Origin of the sequence: Paractinoplanes polyasparticus (assembly GCF_019710575.1) — a bacterium.
GTDB classification, from domain to species: Bacteria; Actinomycetota; Actinomycetes; order Mycobacteriales; family Micromonosporaceae; genus Actinoplanes; species Actinoplanes polyasparticus.
In genome coordinates, this window is record NZ_JAHWFK010000007.1 from 231,059 (window position 1) to 245,886 (window position 14,828).

Sequence of the window (14,828 nt, forward strand, 5' to 3'; positions counted from 1 at the left end):
TCCCCCGTGAAACTGAGCAGGAAGTTGCTCGTCCTCGGCGCGGTCGCCGTGGCCGGCACGGCCGCCGCGGTACTGCCGATGGCGACCTCGAGCGCGGCTGCCGCGTGCGCCCCGGCCTGGAGCTCGAGCGCCGTCTACGTCAAGGACAACAGCGCCTCGCAGAACGGCCACAACTACACCGCCAAGTGGTGGAGCCAGAACGACTCGCCGGCCACCCACAGCGGACAGTGGGACGTCTGGATCGACAACGGCGTCTGCGGCGGCACCACGCCGCCGACGACGCCGCCCACCACGCCCCCGGCCGGGCCGACCACGCCGCCGCCGTCGAACGGCACCAAGATGGTGTCCGCGCCGTACGTCTACCCGGGCTGGGGCAACCCGCCGGCGCCGTCCACGGTCGCCGGGACCGGCGTCAAGGCCTTCACCATCGCGTTCGTGCTCGCCAGCAACGGCTGCAATCCCGCCTGGGACGGCGAGACCGGGCTGACCGGCGGCGTGCACGCCAGCTACATCGCCCAGGCGCGGGCGGCCGGCATGGACATCGTCCCGTCGGTCGGCGGGTGGAGCGGCAACAAGCTCGGCCCCAACTGCTCGACGCCCGAGGCGCTGGCCGGCGCGTACCAGAAGATCATCGACGCCTTCCAGCTCACGTCGATCGACATCGACATCGAGAACTCCGACGAGTTCGAGAACACCGTCGTGCAGGACCGGGTCCTGAACGCGCTGAAGATCGTCAAGCAGAAGAACCCGTCGGTGAAGACGATCCTGACCTTCGGCACCTCGCCGACCGGCCCGAACTTCTACGGCACGCGGCTGGTGCAGCAGGCCAAGGCGTTGAACGCGAACATCGACATCTTCACCCAGATGCCGTTCGACTTCGGTGGCGGCGCCGACATGTACGGCTCGACCGTGGGTGCCACCGAGGGCCTGAAGAACCTGCTGAAGACCACGTTCGGCTACACCGACGCCCAGGCGTACTCGCACATCGGCATCTCGGGCATGAACGGGCTCTCCGACCAGCAGGAGCTCACCAGCACCGACACGTGGACCCGGATCCGCGACTACGCCAAGAGCAAGGGCCTGTCGCGCTTCACCTTCTGGGCGGTCAACCGGGACCGCGGCTGCGCCGGTGGCGGCGTGGTCTCGAACTGCTCCGGCATCGCGCAGGCCGATTGGGCCTTCACGAGGATCAGCGCCGGGTTCTAGAACAGCTATCGCTCACCTGACGCGCGGCCGCTCCGTCCAGCGGCCGCGCGTCGCCTTTTGCGCACCTTCTTGGTGACCCAGCTCGCGATCGTGACGATGAAGAAGGCCCAGATCGCGTAGTCGAAGTACTGGCTGTAGGTCTCGAGATCCTGGTAGCGGGAGCCCAGCAGATAGCCGCCGCCGACGAAGATGGCGTTCCAGACGCCGCTGCCGATCGCGGTGAAGAGCACGAACTGACCGAGGTTCATGTGGTTGGCGCCGGCCGGGATCGAGACCAGGCTGCGGACGACCGGCGCGCAGCGTCCGAATAGGACGGCCGCCTTCTCGTGCTTCTCGAACCATCGGTCGGCCTTGCTCAGATCGTCGGCATCGACCAGCGGGATCCGGTCGAGCCAGCGGCGCAGCCTTTCCTCGCCCAGGGCATAGCCGAGCCAGTAGAGCAGCAGCGCGCCACCCACCGAGCCGAGCGTGGCCGCCACGAAGACCAGTGTCAGGTTGACCCGGCCCTCGCTCGCCAGATAGCCGCCCAGAGACAGCACGATCTCGCTCGGGATCGGTGGGACGAGATTTTCCAGCGCGACAAGTAGGCCGACGCCCACCTCGCCCCACGACTCGATGACGGACGCCACCCACCCCGTCAGGCCACCTTGCTGACTCAGACCCGCTTCAGCCACCGCTTGTTCATACCCGCCGCACCTGAAACGAACCTGAAGCGGGCGACGGGTATTGGTATATACCGACGGTCGGTATATAGTTCCGGTCGTGAACGAGCCGACTTTCCTCATCCTCACGGCTCTGGCCGGCGAGTCCCGGCACGGCTATGCCGTGACCGAAGACGTCGAGCAGATGACCGGCGGCCGGGTTCGCCTGCGGGCCGGCACGCTCTATGCCGCGCTCGACCGCCTGCGCGGCGAGGGCCTGATCGAGGTCGACCGGGAAGAGATCGTCCAGTCCCGCCTGCGGCGCTACTACCGGCTCACCGCGGCCGGCGAGCAGAGCCTGGCAGCCGAGACCGCCCGCCTGCGCGAGCAGGCCACCATCGCGGAAGGGCGCCTGCGGGCCCGCCGCGCCGACTTCGGGGGAGCCACCGCGTGACCGAGATCCGCTACCGCCGCCTTCTCGCGCTCTACCCGCGCGACTTCCGCCAGGAATACGGCGACGAGATGCTCGGCGTCCTCATGGCCGACCCGCGCCCCGGGCCCGCCCAGGTGCTCGACGTCGCCCGCGGCGCGGTCGCCGCCCACCTGCGCGGCCTGTGGATCGGCGAGGGCCGGGCGGCCCGGCTGGTGCAGATCTTCGGGGCGATGCTGCTGTTCGCCGTCGCGTCGCGCCGTTTCGTCGGCGGGTTGCTCGCCACGGTCAACCACTTCGACCAGGTCGGCTGGCAGAACCTCCCGGTGACCAGCTCGGTGCGGTTCGTGGCCTGGGGTGTCGCGCTGGTGGCCGCCCTGCTCGGGTGGCGCCTGCTCGGTGCGGCCGGCGCCGCGGCCGGGCTGGCCGGCGAGGTCCTGACTCCGGCCGGTTCCTACGTGGAGACTCCGGCCACGGTGTTGTACGCCTACTGGCTGATCGTCTCCGCGGTCCTGGTGCTGATCGCCGGCCTGGTCGCCGATCGGGGCCCCGTCCGGCCGAGGGGCTGGCAATGGGTTGCGGCCGCCGGAGTGGTCCTGGTGCTGCAGGGCAGGCTTGAGCAGTCCGGTTCATCCGGCCCCTACGAGCTGCGATGGATGCTCGTTCTGGTCGCGGTGGCGCTGGCGGCGGTGGCGATCTTCCGGCAGGAACCTCGTCTGCGCGCCCGGCTTCTGTGCTGGATCGCTCCGGTGATCGCGACAGTGCCGCTGGTCGAATTCGGTTTCGCCGAGTTCATCGTCTACAACATGGGCCACCCCGAGTCCACGCGAATGATCAGCCCGCTGCAGTGGGCGGTGCTGGTCGTGGTGCCGGTGGTGGCCTTCGTGGGCGCGTCCGTTCTCGACCGCCGCGGCCGGGTGACGGCCGCGCCCGGGCGCTGATCGGCGGTTTGGCCCGTCGGGGTCAGGGTGAAGTAGAGAGGCATGACTGACCGGTGGTATCAGAAAGCCGTTGTCTATTGCGCCGATATCGACACCTTCGCCGACTCCGACGGGGACGGGTGCGGTGACATCCGGGGAATGATCGGCCGGCTCGACTATCTGGCCCGGCTCGGGGTCACCTGTCTGTGGCTGAACCCGATCCACCCGTCGCCCGACCGCGACGACGGTTACGACGTGACCGACTTCTACAACGTCGATCCGCGCTTCGGGAACCTCGGTGACTTCGCCGAGCTGCTGCATGAGGCGGGCAACCTCGGCATCAAGGTGATCATCGACCTGGTCGTCAACCACACCTCCGACAAGCACCCGTGGTTCCAGTCGGCCCGGTCGTCGCCCGACTCGCCGTACCGCGACTGGTATGTCTGGTCCGAGACCGAGCCGGCCGACCGCAAGCAGGGCATGGTCTTCCCCGGCGAGCAGGACGAGACCTGGACCTACGACCGCACCGCGAAGCTCTGGTATTACCACCGGTTCTACAAGTTCCAGCCCGATCTCAACATCACCAACCCGGCCGTGCGCGAAGAGATCAAGAAGATCTGCGCCTTCTGGCTCCAGCTCGGGGTGGCCGGCTTCCGCATGGATGCGGTGCCGTTCATCATCGAGGAGACCCAGCCCGGGGAGCCCAACGCGGCCAAGGATCTCGAATTCCTCTCCGACCTGCGGCAGTGGGTGCAGTGGCGCAAGGGTGACGCGGTGCTGCTGGCCGAGGCGAATGTCGAACCCGACGAGCTCTCCAAGTTCTTCGGCGACGGCGGTGGCTCCAACAACCGCATCCACATGCTGTTCGACTTCATGCTGAACACCCGGCTGATCCTGGCCCTGGCTCGGGAGGACGCCGAGCCGATCATCGACGGCCTGCGCGACACCCCGAAGCTGCCCCAGGGTGGCCAGTGGGCCACCTTCCTGCGCAACCACGACGAGATCGACCTGTCCCGGCTCACCGCCGAGCAGCGGGCCGAGGTGTTCGCCAAATTCGGGCCCGAGCCCGAGATGCAGCTTTACGGCCGGGGCATCCGGCGGCGGTTGGCCCCCATGCTGAACAACGACCGGCGGCACATCGAGCTCGCCTACGCCCTGCAGTTCAGCCTGCGCGGCACGCCCGTCCTGCGCTACGGCGAAGAGATCGGCATGGGTGAGGACCTGACGCAGGAGGGGCGGCACGCGATCCGCACCGGCATGCAGTGGTCGCAGCTGCCCAACGGCGGCTTCTCGGCCGCCAAGACGGGTGACCTGGTGCGGCCGGTGATCTCGGGTGGCGACTTCGGCTGGGAGAAGGTCAACGTGACCGTCCAGCGCCACAACCCCCAGTCGCTGCTCTCCTGGTTCGAGCGCATGATCCGGACGCTGCGGGAAGCCCCCGAGGTGGGCAGCGGGAGCTGCACGCACATCGATATTCCGGCGCCGACCAGTGTGTTGGTCCACCGTGCCGACGGTGCGACCGGCACGATGGTCTTCGTGCACAACCTAGGTACCGAGGCGGCGACCCTCGACCTCAGCTCGCTGGCCGACGAGGCGGAACAGCCCAACGACGTCCTGGCCGACCAGGAATACCCGGAGCTGGGCAAATGGGACAAGGTTGAGGTTGCCGGCTACGGATACCGGTGGATTCGCCTACGGCGTACGGCGTGATCGCGGGTTAAAGTGCACTCCGAGTGCAAAATGATTGATGGAGGCCGATAGTGTCACAGTCCGCTCCCACCCGCGTTGCCATCGTCACCGGAGCCGCCCGGGGCATCGGTGAGGCCACCGCGCGCAAGCTCGCCGCCGACGGCATGGCCGTCGCGGTCGTCGACCTCGACGAGGGCGCCTGCGCCAATACGGTGACGGCCATCCACGACGCGGGTGGGACGGCCCTGGCGGTCGGGGCCGACGTCTCCGACCCGATCCAGGTCAACTCCGCCGTCGACCGGGTCACGGCCGAGCTGGGCGCGCCGACCGTGCTGGTCAACAACGCCGGCGTCCTGCGCGACAACCTGCTCTTCAAGATGACCGACGACGACTGGGAGACCGTGATGGCGGTCCACCTGCGCGGCGCGTTCCTGTTCAGCCGGGCCGTGCAGAAACACATGGTCGACGCCGGTTGGGGCCGTATCGTCAGCCTGTCGAGCACTTCGGCGCTCGGCAACCGCGGCCAGGCCAACTACGCCGCGGCGAAGGCCGGTCTGCAGGGTTTCACCAAGACCCTCGCGATCGAGCTGGGCCGGTACGGCGTCACGGCCAACGCGGTGGCCCCGGGTTTCATCGTCACCGACATGACAGCTGCGACGGCAGCCCGGGTCGGGGTCGATTTCGCCCAGTTCGAGAAGGCTGCGGTGGCTCAGATTCCCGTCGGCCGGGCGGGTCGCCCCGAGGACGTCGCGAACACCGTATCCTTCCTCGTCAGCGAGGGTGCCGGTTTCGTCTCGGGACAGGTCATCTATGTTGCCGGAGGGCCCCGCGCGTAGCCGGCGGTTGCTGAAAGGCGCTACAAATAGATGATGAAGAACCGACGCATGAGCTCGCGCAGCGTGTCGCTGACCAGCACGTTCTTGCTCCTCGCGGCGGGCGGCGTGGCCGCGTGCGACAACGACGACGACTACCAGGACGCCGGCTTCTACTGCGCCGACGCGAACGGCACCGTTGTCGACGAGGACAACTGCGACGACACCAACAACAACGGTGGATCCGGTGTCGGCTTCCTGCCCTTCTTCATCTGGTACTCGGCGGCCTATCGGCCGGGCTACCCGGTCGGCAGCGTGCTGCCGGCCGGGGGCAACAAGTTCGCCTACAACGACCGGGCGGCGCGGCAGTCGTTCGGGCTGCCGGCCTCCGGCAAGATCGGTAACGGCACGGTGAAGACCAGCGTGGTCGGTAAGGGCGGCGCCGCCCGCGGTTCCAGCAAGAGCTCGGGCGGCTGAGCGTGCGCCGAGTTCCCCACGGTCCGATCCGCGACGGCTGGAAGCTCACCAACTTCAGCCTCGGCCTGACCTACAACGACACCGAACTGCCCGACGGCACGATGGTCTCGTACTGGCAGGAGGGCCCGTACTACGACTTCACCGCGGCCGAGATCGAGGAGCTCGAGACGGCCACCGCGGCGCTGTTCGAGATGTGCCTCGAGGCCGGCGACTGGATGGTGAAGCAGTGCCCGCGCCATACGGTGCAGGGCCGCAAGGACGGCTACTTCGCGTCGGTGTGCAACCCGTCGAGCTGCTATCTGGCTCGCATCGGCATCCCCGAGTTCGCTCACGAGCAGATCATCCGCACGTGGTTCGACGGCGACGCCGAGACGTGGACGCACTACGACAAAGACCCCGAGATGCGGCTGCCGATGGAGACGCCGGACTACTCGCCGAGCGTCTACGGCCGCTTCGACCTGTGGTACAACGGCGCCGGTAGCACGCCCAAGCTGCTCGAGTTCAACGCGCAGACGCCCACCTCGCTGGTCGAGAGCGCGGTCATTCAGTGGCACTGGGTCGACCAGACCAACCTGACCAAGCACCCGTGGCGTCAGTGGAACTCGATCCACGACCGGCTGGTCGGCTGGCCCGCCGCCCCCGGCGAGCCGGGCGATCCCGGTGCGTGGCGCCGCAACATCGGCAAGCTCCGCGAGGCCCGCACGTGGCTCCCCGAGAAGCCCAAGATCTTCTTTGCGTACGAGACCTCGGAGACCTCGGGCGAGGACCGCATGAACGTCGCCTATCTGATGGCGACGGCCGAGGAGGCGGGCTACCCGGTCGAGCTGATCGCGATGAGCCAGATCGGCTGGGACGTCGCCGGTGACCGCGTGGTCTTCGTGCCCGGCCCCGGCAAGGAGAACGCAGCCGAGCCGATCGACATCATCCTCATGCTCTACCCGTGGGAATGGTTCTGGACGGAGGAGGGCGGCAAGGCCTTCTTCCGCAACATGGCCGACCCCACCAAGCACGGCACGGTCTGGATAGAGCCGCCCTACAAGGCCGCCCTGCTCGGCAACAAGGCGCTGCTGCCGGTGCTGTGGATGCTCTTCGGCGACAATCCCGAGCGCAGCAAATATCTGCTCCCGGCCTACTTCGCCGAGTCCTCCAAGGCGGCCTCGCTGACCAGCTACGCCAAGAAGCCGATCTGGGGCCGCGAAGGCGGCTCGGTGACGCTCGTGCGCGACGGCCGGACGATCACCGAGAACCCGTCCGAGTACGGGTCGGACGGCCGCTTCGTCGTGCAGGAGCTGTGCGAGCTGCCGTCCTTCGAGGGGCTCGAGGGCACGGTCCACCCGGTGATCGGCTCCTGGCTGATCGACGGCGAGCCGGCCGGCATGGGCATCCGCGAGGGACTCGGCACCAAGGGCCTGGTCACCAACGACATGAGCTTCTTCGTGCCGCACACCATCGAGGCCGACGGCTAGACCGAGACCGGGTCTCCGGGCTGCGGGCGGTGGCGCCAGATCCACCACAGGCCGATGAAGGGCAGCACCAGCGGCACGTAGCCGTAGCCGCTGCCGAAGTGCGACCACACCGTGTCGTCGGGGAAGTCGCCGGCGTCGGCCGTGGTCAGGATGCCCACCACGAGCACCCCGAGCAGCTCGATCGAGCAGCTGACCAAAGCGATCAAGCGACCGCGGACGCCGCCGATGGCCAGGCCCACGGTGGCCGAGAGGTAGACCAGGCCGGCGAAGGCCGAGAGCAGGTAGGCGAGCGGCGCCTCGCCGAACTTCGTGGTGATCTGCACCAGCGCACGGGCACTGGCCGAGAGCGCGAAGACGCCGTACACCAGCAGCAGCACCCGGCCGAGGCCGGAGCCGAGCGCGGCGTCGCGGGGACGGGTCGAGGCTTCAGGCACCGGTCACCGACGCAATCTGCTGCAGGCGCAGCACCAGAACGGGGATCACCAGACAGGCGACGCCGAGGATGAGGCTGCCCCACCGGGTCGGCTCGAGCCGGGCCAGGTAGGCGGCGACCGGCGTGAAGGCGATGGTGGTGATCAGGTAGCCGATGAAGGTCACGGTGTCGCTCGGCCGCGAGCCGTCGAACAGGCCGAAGACAGCCGTGATCAGCAGGACCGACACCAGTGCGGTGAGGGCGGCCGCGCCCAGCAGGTCGTAGCGGCTCGGCGCGCGGTTGAGGGCTGATCGCAGCAGGTACCAGGCGGCGAGCACCAGGGCGGCGATGATGGTCGCCACCGACAGAGGACCGTTCACCCGCCACAGCGTACTGATGGATCTCGCCCTGGTAGCTTGCGGCTCAACTGGAAGAGAGGCAGGCGACTCACATGCGCTTTGGACTTTTCGGCACCGGACCCTGGGCGCACCTGGCTCACGCCCCGGCCCTGGCGGCCCATCCCGACGCCGAGTTCGTGGGAGTCTGGGGCCGCAATCCCGACAAGGCCGCCGAACTCGCCGGCGAATACAACGTGCGGGCGTACGCCGATCAGGACGAACTGCTCGCCGCCGTGGACGCGATCGCCGTCGCTCTGCCGCCCGACGTGCAGGCCCCGCTCGCGCTGAAGGCCGCCCGCCAGGGCAAGCACCTGCTGCTCGACAAGCCGGTCGCGTTCACCAACGAGGCCGCGGCCGAGATTGTGGCCGCGGTGACCGAGCGGAATCTCGCCTCTGTGGTGTTCTTCACCCGCCGGTTGTTCCCGCAGATCGCCGACTTCGTGGCCGACGCGGCGGCCACCGGCGGCTGGACCGAGGCCCGAGTCGACCATCTCGGCTCGATCTTCACCGAGGACAACCCGTTCGGCGCGTCGGCCTGGCGCAAAGAGAGCGGCGGCCTGTGGGACGTCGGCCCGCACGCGCTGGCGCTGGTGCTGCCGGTGCTGGGCCCGGTGACCGAGGTGGCGGGCATGGCCGGCCCGCGCGACATGACCCACCTGCTACTGCGGCACGCGAGCGGCACGATCAGCAACCTCACCCTCTCGGTCGACGCGCCGCCGGCCGCCGAGCGCGAGTACGCCCAGTTCGCGGGCGAGGCCGGCGTGCGCCCGGTGCCCGACGCGCCCTGGTCGCCGACCGAGGCCCTGAGCCGGGCGATCGACCAGCTGATCGCCGCGGCCGCCGGTGGCCCGGCCGTCGAGCTCGATGTGCGCTTCGGCGCCGAGGTGACCGCCGTGCTGGTCGCCGCGCAGGAGGCGGTCACCTCGGGTCGTACGGTGGTTATCGACAGCGCCAGATGACCGGCACGGACCTCTGCTCGCTGAGTTTGCCGTTCCTGAAGTCCATCGTCGTGCCCGCCGCGACCCGGGCGTCGTCGCTGAGGAAATTGACCTGGGTGCCGCCGGGGGGCAGGCCGGCCGGTGCCGGTGCCGATGCCGATGCCGGTACGAGAGGCGCGTGGGTCGGCAGGTCGAGCACCGACAGGCCGACGAAAACTCTCGGCTCGGCCTGCATGGTGTTGTCCCAGCCGGGGCCGGCGCCGGCGACCTGCGCCTGTTCCGGATCGTCGGTGACCTTCTGCCAAGCGCCGGTCGCCAGCTCGTACCGATAGACCGCAGCCTTGCCGTGCGGTGGCCGCGCAGGGGATTTCGAGTCGGGCGCGGCCGTGTAGAGACCGCCGTAGAGCCAGCCTTCCCGCAGGGCCAACGGCTCGAAGCCGTTGACCCGTCTGCCCTCGACCGCCGGCGTCTCGAGGTACCCGTGGGTGCCGTCGGGTCGCCACAGGTACGCCTTCCCGCCGATCGTCCCGATGACAGTGCCGTCCGGTGTGATCTCGGTGATCCTCGAGTCGGCGGAACTGGGGTCCTCAGGCAGCGGGAGCGGCACCGGATCGGCGTCGGGCGAGGCCCATCGCACCGGCCGTTCCTTATTGGGTGGGCCGGCCTTGCCGACGATCACCCCCGCGTCATTGATCGCATCGGCCTCGCCGAGACCGCCGGCCAGTTTCCGGATCTTTCCCCCTTCGATGACGTACGGGTCGGGGTAGCCGTCGAAGTTGCCGCCAACCGCGACACCGGAGGCGTTGACGTCGGTCATCCAGACGCCCGCGCTGCCCTTGCGCAGCCCGGTCGGCTTCACATCGGTCACCAGCTCGCCGTTGTGCCACACCAGGATCGAGGTCGGGGCGGACCGGCCCACCTGAAGGGTGGTGCCGACGACCCAGGCGCCGGTCGGGTCGGCCCCGGTCACCTCGACGTTCTGGTGCTCCCCGATCGGCAGGGCGGCGGCCGTGCAGGCGGTGGGCCGGATCGGGCTCGGCTCCGGCTCCCGGTTCGCCGCCAGCAAGCCACCGGTCAGCCCGGCGGCGAGCAGGGCGGCCAGGGCCGAGCCGCTGGTCCACCAGCGGCGGCGGCGCATCCGGCGGCCTTCGCGCATGGCTCGGACCACGTCGATTGCGGGCGGTCCGGCCGGTTCGCCGCGCAGCGGGTGCAGCAGCCGGGATCCGTATTCTTCGTTGTTCACAGCGCACCTCCCACGCGGTCACCCAGGATCCGCCGCAGGGCGTTGAGCCCGTGGGAGGTCTGGCTCTTGACGGTGCCTTCCGAGCAGCCGAGCAACTGCGCTACGTCGGCCACCGAGCGGTCACACAGGAAGCGCAGCACCAGCACCGCCTGCTGCCGGGCCGGGATCCGCTTGAGGGCAGCCCGCAGCACGGTTTTCTCGTCGGACGACGCCGGTGGCGGGGCCGGTCTCTCGGGTGGGGCGCCGCGCAGGCTCACCCGCCACCACCCGCGGCGCTTCTCGTCCAGGAACGCGCGGACGAGCATCGTGTGCACGTAGGCGTCGACGTTCTCGACCTTCGCCACGCGCGGCCACTTCGCGTACAGCTTGGTGATCGTCTCTTGCACCAGGTCGTCGGCCTGGTGTTCGTCGCCGCCCAGCAGAAAGGCAAGGCGCCGTAACGCCGGTATCCGGCCGGACACGTACTCGAGGTACCCCGCGTCCGTTTCGTCGTTCATCCCCGCTCCCGTCCTCTCGTCCACCAATAGACGGGGACTTCCCGATCGAGGTTGTAAGGAGATTTTCCGCGGCGCGACCCGTCCAGGCGCCCCGCTGTGCCGAATGGGGGTTTGAATGGCTGCAACGGCGAAAGGCGGATTCCATGGCGGAGCGCGGTGTCGGCCGTCGCCCGGAGCACCTGGCGGCGGTTCCCGGGGTGGGGCCGCCCCCAGCGGACGCGGGCGATCTGCTGCGGGAAGTTGCGCGCGGCGACGAGAAGGCCTTCGGCCGGCTGTACGACCTGGTCGCGCCCCGTGTGTACGGGTTGATCCGGCGGGTGCTGCGCGATCCGGCGCAGGCCGAGGAGGTGACCCAGGAGGCGCTGGTCGAGGTGTGGCGGATGGCGGCCCGCTTCGATCCGGCGCGCGGCTCGGCCACGTCCTGGATCTTCACGATCGCCCACCGGCGGGCCGTCGACCGGGTTCGTTCCGAGCAGGCGGCCAGCGAGCGGACCATACGGGTCGGCGTGGCGTCGGTCGACACGCCGTACGACGCGGTGGCCGACGAGGTCTCGGGCCGGCTCGAACGCCAGCAGGTGCGCCGCTGTCTCGACGATCTGACTGAACTGCAGAGGCAGGCCGTGACGTTGGCCTACTACCAGGGTCATTCCTATCCGCGGGTGGCCGAACTGCTCGGCACACCCCTGCCGACGGTGAAGACGCGGATGCGCGACGGGCTGATCCGCCTGCGCGACTGCATGGGAACGGGGGCCTCGGCGTGACCACAGAGATCCACAGCCTGGTCGGCGCCTACGTGCTCGACGCGGTGGACGACATCGAACGCGCCTCGTTCGAGCGCCACCTGCGCGAGTGCGAATCGTGCCGGTCCGAGGTGACCGAGCTGAGCGAGACGGCCGCGCGGCTGGCCGACAACACCTGGTCCGTGCCGCCGCCCTGGCTCCGCGAGAACGTCCTGTCCGAGGTCGGTCGCACCCGTCAGCTTCCGCCGGTCGTCGAGGGTGCGCCCCCGGCTCGCACGGCTTCGCGCTGGCGGCGCTTCACGGCCGCGGCGGCCGCGGTGGTGGCGGCGGTCGGCGCGGGCTCGGCCGTTTATGTGGTTCAGGATCAGCGCGTACGCGAGGAGCAGCGGGTCGCCGAGGCGGCGCGGGCCAACGAGGCCCGTATCCGGACGATCCTGGCCGCGCCCGACGTGGTGCTGAAGAAGCAGGACGTGTCGACCGGTGGCCGCGTCACGGTGGCCACCTCGCGCCTGCACGACGCGGGCGTGGTGATCCTGGCGGCCGAGGCCGCGCCGACCGGCCGCGTCTATCAACTGTGGACCATCCGGCCCGGCGGCGCCCCGGTGCCGGCCGCGGTACTGAACGAGGGCCAGGCGGCCGACGTCGTGGTGCTCGAGGGTCTGCCGGGCGCGACCGACGTCGGTGTCACGCTCGAACCGCCGAAGGGATCGCCGACGCCGACACTGCCGATGGTGGCCGACGTCAAACTCGTTTGAAGTCCGACCAATCCGCCGCATGGTTCGTCCCGAATCCGGAGTGAAGGTACAAAATCCAAAGTTAGGGACGAATCATGCGTGCAATGAAGTTCACCGCGCTCGCGGCGGCGACCCTCTTCTCGATCTCGCTGACCGCCTGCGGCAGTGATTCCTCCACCGACGGCGAGGGCACGGCCGCGGCCCCGACCACGATGGCCAGCAGCGCACCGGAAAGCTCGGCGCCGGCCGACATGATGACCACCTTCGGCGCCGGCTGTTCGGCCGTGCCGGCTGACGCGTCGAACCCGGGCAGCTTCCAGGCCATGGCTCAGGTGCCGGTGGCCACCGCGGCCTCGGGCAACCCGCTGCTCTCGACGCTGGTGACCGCGGTCAAGAAGGCCGGCCTGGTCGACTCGCTCAACTCGGCCGAGGGGATCACCGTCTTCGCGCCCACCAACGACGCGTTCGGCAAGATTCCCAAGGCCGACCTGGACAAGGTGCTGGCCGACAAGAAGACGCTGACCAGCATCCTGACCTACCACGTGGTGCCCGGGAAGCTCGCGCCCGAGTCGCTGGCCGGCGCGCACAAGACCCTCCAGGGCGACGACCTGACGGTCAGCGGCAGCGGCGAGGACTTCAAGGTGAACGGGGCCGCGTCGGTGGTCTGCGGCAACGTGCAGACGGCCAACGCGACCGTCTACATCATCGACTCCGTCCTGATGCCGAAGAGCTGATGCGAGCCCTGGCGGGGGCGGCGGCCGGACTGGTGGCCGCGGGATTCGGGGTGGCGACGGCCGAGGTGCTGGCCGCCGCCACCCGGCCGGCGGCCGGGCCGCTGATCGCGGTCGGCGGCGCGGTCATCGACGCGACGCCGACGGCGGTGAAGGAGTTCGCCGTACGCGAGCTCGGGACGTCCGACAAGCCGGTGCTGCTCACGGTCATCGGGCTGGTGGTGGCGGCCCTGGCCGCGGTGGCCGGGATCGCGGGCCGTCGGCGGCGGCTCTTCGTCGTGGCCGGTCCGGCGGTGCTCGGCCTGGCCGGTGCGGGTGCGGCGTTGTCGCGGCCGGCTGCCGAGCCCTACGACGTGGTGCCCTCCCTGGTCGGAGCGGCGCTGGCCGGGCTGGCGCTGTGGTGGCTGCTGCGGGGTGGTGATCGGACTTCCGGCGTCCGGGTGGATCGCCGGCGGTTCCTGCGGGCGGCCGCCCTGGTCGCCGGTGGAGCCGTGGTGGCCTCGGGCGGAGCGGTGGCAGTGCGCCGATCGGTCGGGGGAGCGCGGGCCCGGGCTCGGGAATCGGTGCGCCTGCCGGCTGCGGCCGACACCGGACCATCCGTGGACGCCGGGCTGCTCACGCCGAACAAGGACTTCTACCGGGTGGACACCGCGCTGACCGTGCCCCGGATCGACCTCGACGGCTGGTCGCTGCGCGTGCACGGCATGGTCGACCGGGAGCTGCGGCTATCGTTCGCGGATCTGCTCGCCCGGCCGCTGATCGAGCGGCCGGTGACCATGACCTGCGTCTCCAATGAAGTGGGTGGGCCGTACATGGGGACGGCTCGGTGGCTCGGCGTGCCGCTGGCTCCGCTGCTGCGCTCGCTCGGCGTGAAATCCGGCGCCGAACAGCTCGTGGCGCGTTCGGTCGAGGGCATGACGATCGGCACGCCGGTGGCGACTCTGCTGGACGGGCGCGACGCGATGCTCGCGGTCGGCATGAACGGCGAGCCGCTGCCGCTCGAACACGGTTTCCCGGTGCGCATGCTGACCCCGGGGGTGTACGGCTACGCGGGTTCGTGCAAGTGGCTGAGTTCGCTCGAACTGACCACCTTCGACCAGTTCGACCCGTACTGGGTCTCGCGCGGCTGGGCGGCCGAGGCCCCCGTCAAGACCGGGTCACGGGTCGACCGGCCCCGGCCGTTCGCGCGGCTTACCGCGGGCACGGTCACCGTGGCCGGGGTGGCGTGGGCGCAGCGGCGGGGGATCGCGGCGGTCGAGGTGCGGATCGACGACGGACCATGGGCGCAGGCCGAACTGCTGCCGGCGCCGTCGGTGGACACGTGGGTGCAGTGGCGGTACTCGTGGCCGGCCGTCGCCGGGCCGCATTCCATCGCCGTACGAGCCACGGATCGCACCGGGGCCGTGCAGACGCAGTCGAGGGCCACCCCGTTCCCCAGCGGAGCCACGGGGTGGCACACGATCAGCGTGACGGTCTCGTAGCGTCCGTCCGTTG

Annotated in this window: 17 protein-coding genes; 12 read left to right on the forward strand and 5 right to left on the reverse strand. The window is 69.9% G+C overall.

Going from position 1 to position 14,828, the window contains the following annotated elements:
- Positions 1-6 precede the first annotated feature (6 nt).
- Positions 7-1,206, forward strand: coding sequence for a chitinase (locus tag KXC43_RS10470; RefSeq protein ID WP_221375788.1), 1,200 nt, complete (start codon positions 7-9; stop codon positions 1,204-1,206).
- A gap of 5 nt (positions 1,207-1,211) precedes the next feature.
- On the opposite strand, the gene KXC43_RS10475 is transcribed toward KXC43_RS10470, so the two are convergent.
- Entirely contained in the window at positions 1,212-1,880 is a 669-nt protein-coding gene (locus KXC43_RS10475; RefSeq protein WP_308129032.1) for a DedA family protein, read from the reverse strand.
- A gap of 88 nt (positions 1,881-1,968) precedes the next feature.
- Here KXC43_RS10475 and KXC43_RS10480 point away from each other — a divergent pair, with 88 nt between their 5' ends.
- From KXC43_RS10480 to KXC43_RS10505, 6 genes are read left to right on the forward strand one after another with little or no spacing between them, the layout of a single operon-like run.
- A complete protein-coding gene (locus KXC43_RS10480) occupies positions 1,969-2,301 on the forward strand; it encodes a PadR family transcriptional regulator (RefSeq protein WP_221375790.1) in 333 nt (110 codons plus the stop codon).
- Positions 2,298-3,218: a hypothetical protein gene (locus tag KXC43_RS10485; protein WP_221375791.1), complete on the forward strand. Its 921-nt coding sequence runs from the start codon at positions 2,298-2,300 to the stop codon at positions 3,216-3,218. The genes KXC43_RS10480 and KXC43_RS10485 overlap by 4 nt, the downstream gene beginning before the upstream one ends.
- A gap of 42 nt (positions 3,219-3,260) precedes the next feature.
- The gene (locus KXC43_RS10490) at positions 3,261-4,907 is read left to right on the forward strand and encodes an alpha-amylase family protein (protein WP_221375792.1); all 1,647 of its coding nucleotides are present in this window, start codon (positions 3,261-3,263) and stop codon (positions 4,905-4,907) included.
- Positions 4,908-4,957: 50 nt separating this feature from the next.
- Positions 4,958-5,722: a 3-oxoacyl-ACP reductase FabG gene (fabG, locus tag KXC43_RS10495; protein ID WP_221375793.1), complete on the forward strand. Its 765-nt coding sequence runs from the start codon at positions 4,958-4,960 to the stop codon at positions 5,720-5,722.
- Positions 5,723-5,770: 48 nt separating this feature from the next.
- A complete protein-coding gene (locus KXC43_RS10500) occupies positions 5,771-6,175 on the forward strand; it encodes a hypothetical protein (RefSeq protein ID WP_221375794.1) in 405 nt (134 codons plus the stop codon).
- 2 nt (positions 6,176-6,177) lie between these two features.
- On the forward strand, positions 6,178-7,641 hold the full coding sequence (locus KXC43_RS10505; protein WP_221375795.1) for a glutathionylspermidine synthase family protein: 1,464 nt from the start codon (positions 6,178-6,180) through the stop codon (positions 7,639-7,641).
- Here KXC43_RS10505 and KXC43_RS10510 read toward each other — a convergent pair.
- Together KXC43_RS10510 and KXC43_RS10515 are read right to left on the reverse strand one after the other, a co-directional pair.
- Positions 7,638-8,075, reverse strand: coding sequence for a hypothetical protein (locus KXC43_RS10510; protein WP_221375796.1), 438 nt, complete (start codon positions 8,073-8,075; stop codon positions 7,638-7,640). The two genes, KXC43_RS10505 and KXC43_RS10510, sit on opposite strands and share 4 nt — an antisense overlap.
- Positions 8,068-8,433 carry a hypothetical protein gene (locus tag KXC43_RS10515; protein WP_221375797.1) on the reverse strand — a complete coding sequence of 122 codons (366 nt, stop codon included), beginning with the start codon at positions 8,431-8,433 and terminating at the stop codon, positions 8,068-8,070. The genes KXC43_RS10510 and KXC43_RS10515 overlap by 8 nt, the downstream gene beginning before the upstream one ends.
- 71 nt (positions 8,434-8,504) lie before the next feature.
- Between KXC43_RS10515 and KXC43_RS10520 the strand changes: the two genes are divergently transcribed.
- Positions 8,505-9,410, forward strand: coding sequence for a Gfo/Idh/MocA family protein (locus tag KXC43_RS10520; RefSeq protein WP_221375798.1), 906 nt, complete (start codon positions 8,505-8,507; stop codon positions 9,408-9,410).
- Here KXC43_RS10520 and KXC43_RS10525 read toward each other — a convergent pair.
- Positions 9,391-10,632, reverse strand: a complete 1,242-nt coding sequence (locus tag KXC43_RS10525; RefSeq protein ID WP_221375799.1) for a hypothetical protein — start codon at positions 10,630-10,632, stop codon at positions 9,391-9,393. The genes KXC43_RS10520 and KXC43_RS10525 overlap by 20 nt on opposite strands.
- Entirely contained in the window at positions 10,629-11,129 is a 501-nt protein-coding gene (locus KXC43_RS10530) for a SigE family RNA polymerase sigma factor (protein WP_221375800.1), read from the reverse strand. The genes KXC43_RS10525 and KXC43_RS10530 overlap by 4 nt, the downstream gene beginning before the upstream one ends.
- A gap of 143 nt (positions 11,130-11,272) precedes the next feature.
- On the opposite strand from KXC43_RS10530, the gene KXC43_RS10535 reads away from it, so the two are divergent.
- From KXC43_RS10535 to KXC43_RS10550, 4 genes are all read left to right on the forward strand, one after another.
- On the forward strand, positions 11,273-11,890 hold the full coding sequence (locus tag KXC43_RS10535) for a sigma-70 family RNA polymerase sigma factor (protein WP_221375801.1): 618 nt from the start codon (positions 11,273-11,275) through the stop codon (positions 11,888-11,890).
- Complete coding sequence (locus KXC43_RS10540; protein ID WP_221375802.1) at positions 11,887-12,624, forward strand: anti-sigma factor; 738 nt, start codon at positions 11,887-11,889, stop codon at positions 12,622-12,624. The genes KXC43_RS10535 and KXC43_RS10540 overlap by 4 nt, the downstream gene beginning before the upstream one ends.
- A gap of 74 nt (positions 12,625-12,698) precedes the next feature.
- Entirely contained in the window at positions 12,699-13,337 is a 639-nt protein-coding gene (locus KXC43_RS10545) for a fasciclin domain-containing protein (protein ID WP_221375803.1), read from the forward strand.
- Complete coding sequence (locus KXC43_RS10550) at positions 13,337-14,815, forward strand: molybdopterin-dependent oxidoreductase (RefSeq protein WP_221375804.1); 1,479 nt, start codon at positions 13,337-13,339, stop codon at positions 14,813-14,815. Before KXC43_RS10545 ends, KXC43_RS10550 begins: the two co-directional genes overlap by 1 nt.
- Positions 14,816-14,828 lie beyond the last annotated feature (13 nt).

Excerpts from the sequence above, each read along its gene's own strand:
- KXC43_RS10500 (WP_221375794.1), top strand. The coding sequence starts at position 5,771 with ATGAGCTCGCGCAGCGTGTCGCTGACCAGCACGTTCTTGCTCCTCGCG.
- KXC43_RS10490 (WP_221375792.1), top strand. The coding sequence starts at position 3,261 with ATGACTGACCGGTGGTATCAGAAAGCCGTTGTCTATTGCGCCGATATC.
- KXC43_RS10535 (WP_221375801.1), top strand. The coding sequence starts at position 11,273 with ATGGCGGAGCGCGGTGTCGGCCGTCGCCCGGAGCACCTGGCGGCGGTT.
- KXC43_RS10520 (WP_221375798.1), top strand. The coding sequence starts at position 8,505 with ATGCGCTTTGGACTTTTCGGCACCGGACCCTGGGCGCACCTGGCTCAC.
- KXC43_RS10545 (WP_221375803.1), top strand. The coding sequence starts at position 12,699 with ATGCGTGCAATGAAGTTCACCGCGCTCGCGGCGGCGACCCTCTTCTCG.
- KXC43_RS10550 (WP_221375804.1), top strand. The coding sequence starts at position 13,337 with ATGCGAGCCCTGGCGGGGGCGGCGGCCGGACTGGTGGCCGCGGGATTC.
- KXC43_RS10530 (WP_221375800.1), bottom strand. The coding sequence starts at position 11,129 with ATGAACGACGAAACGGACGCGGGGTACCTCGAGTACGTGTCCGGCCGG.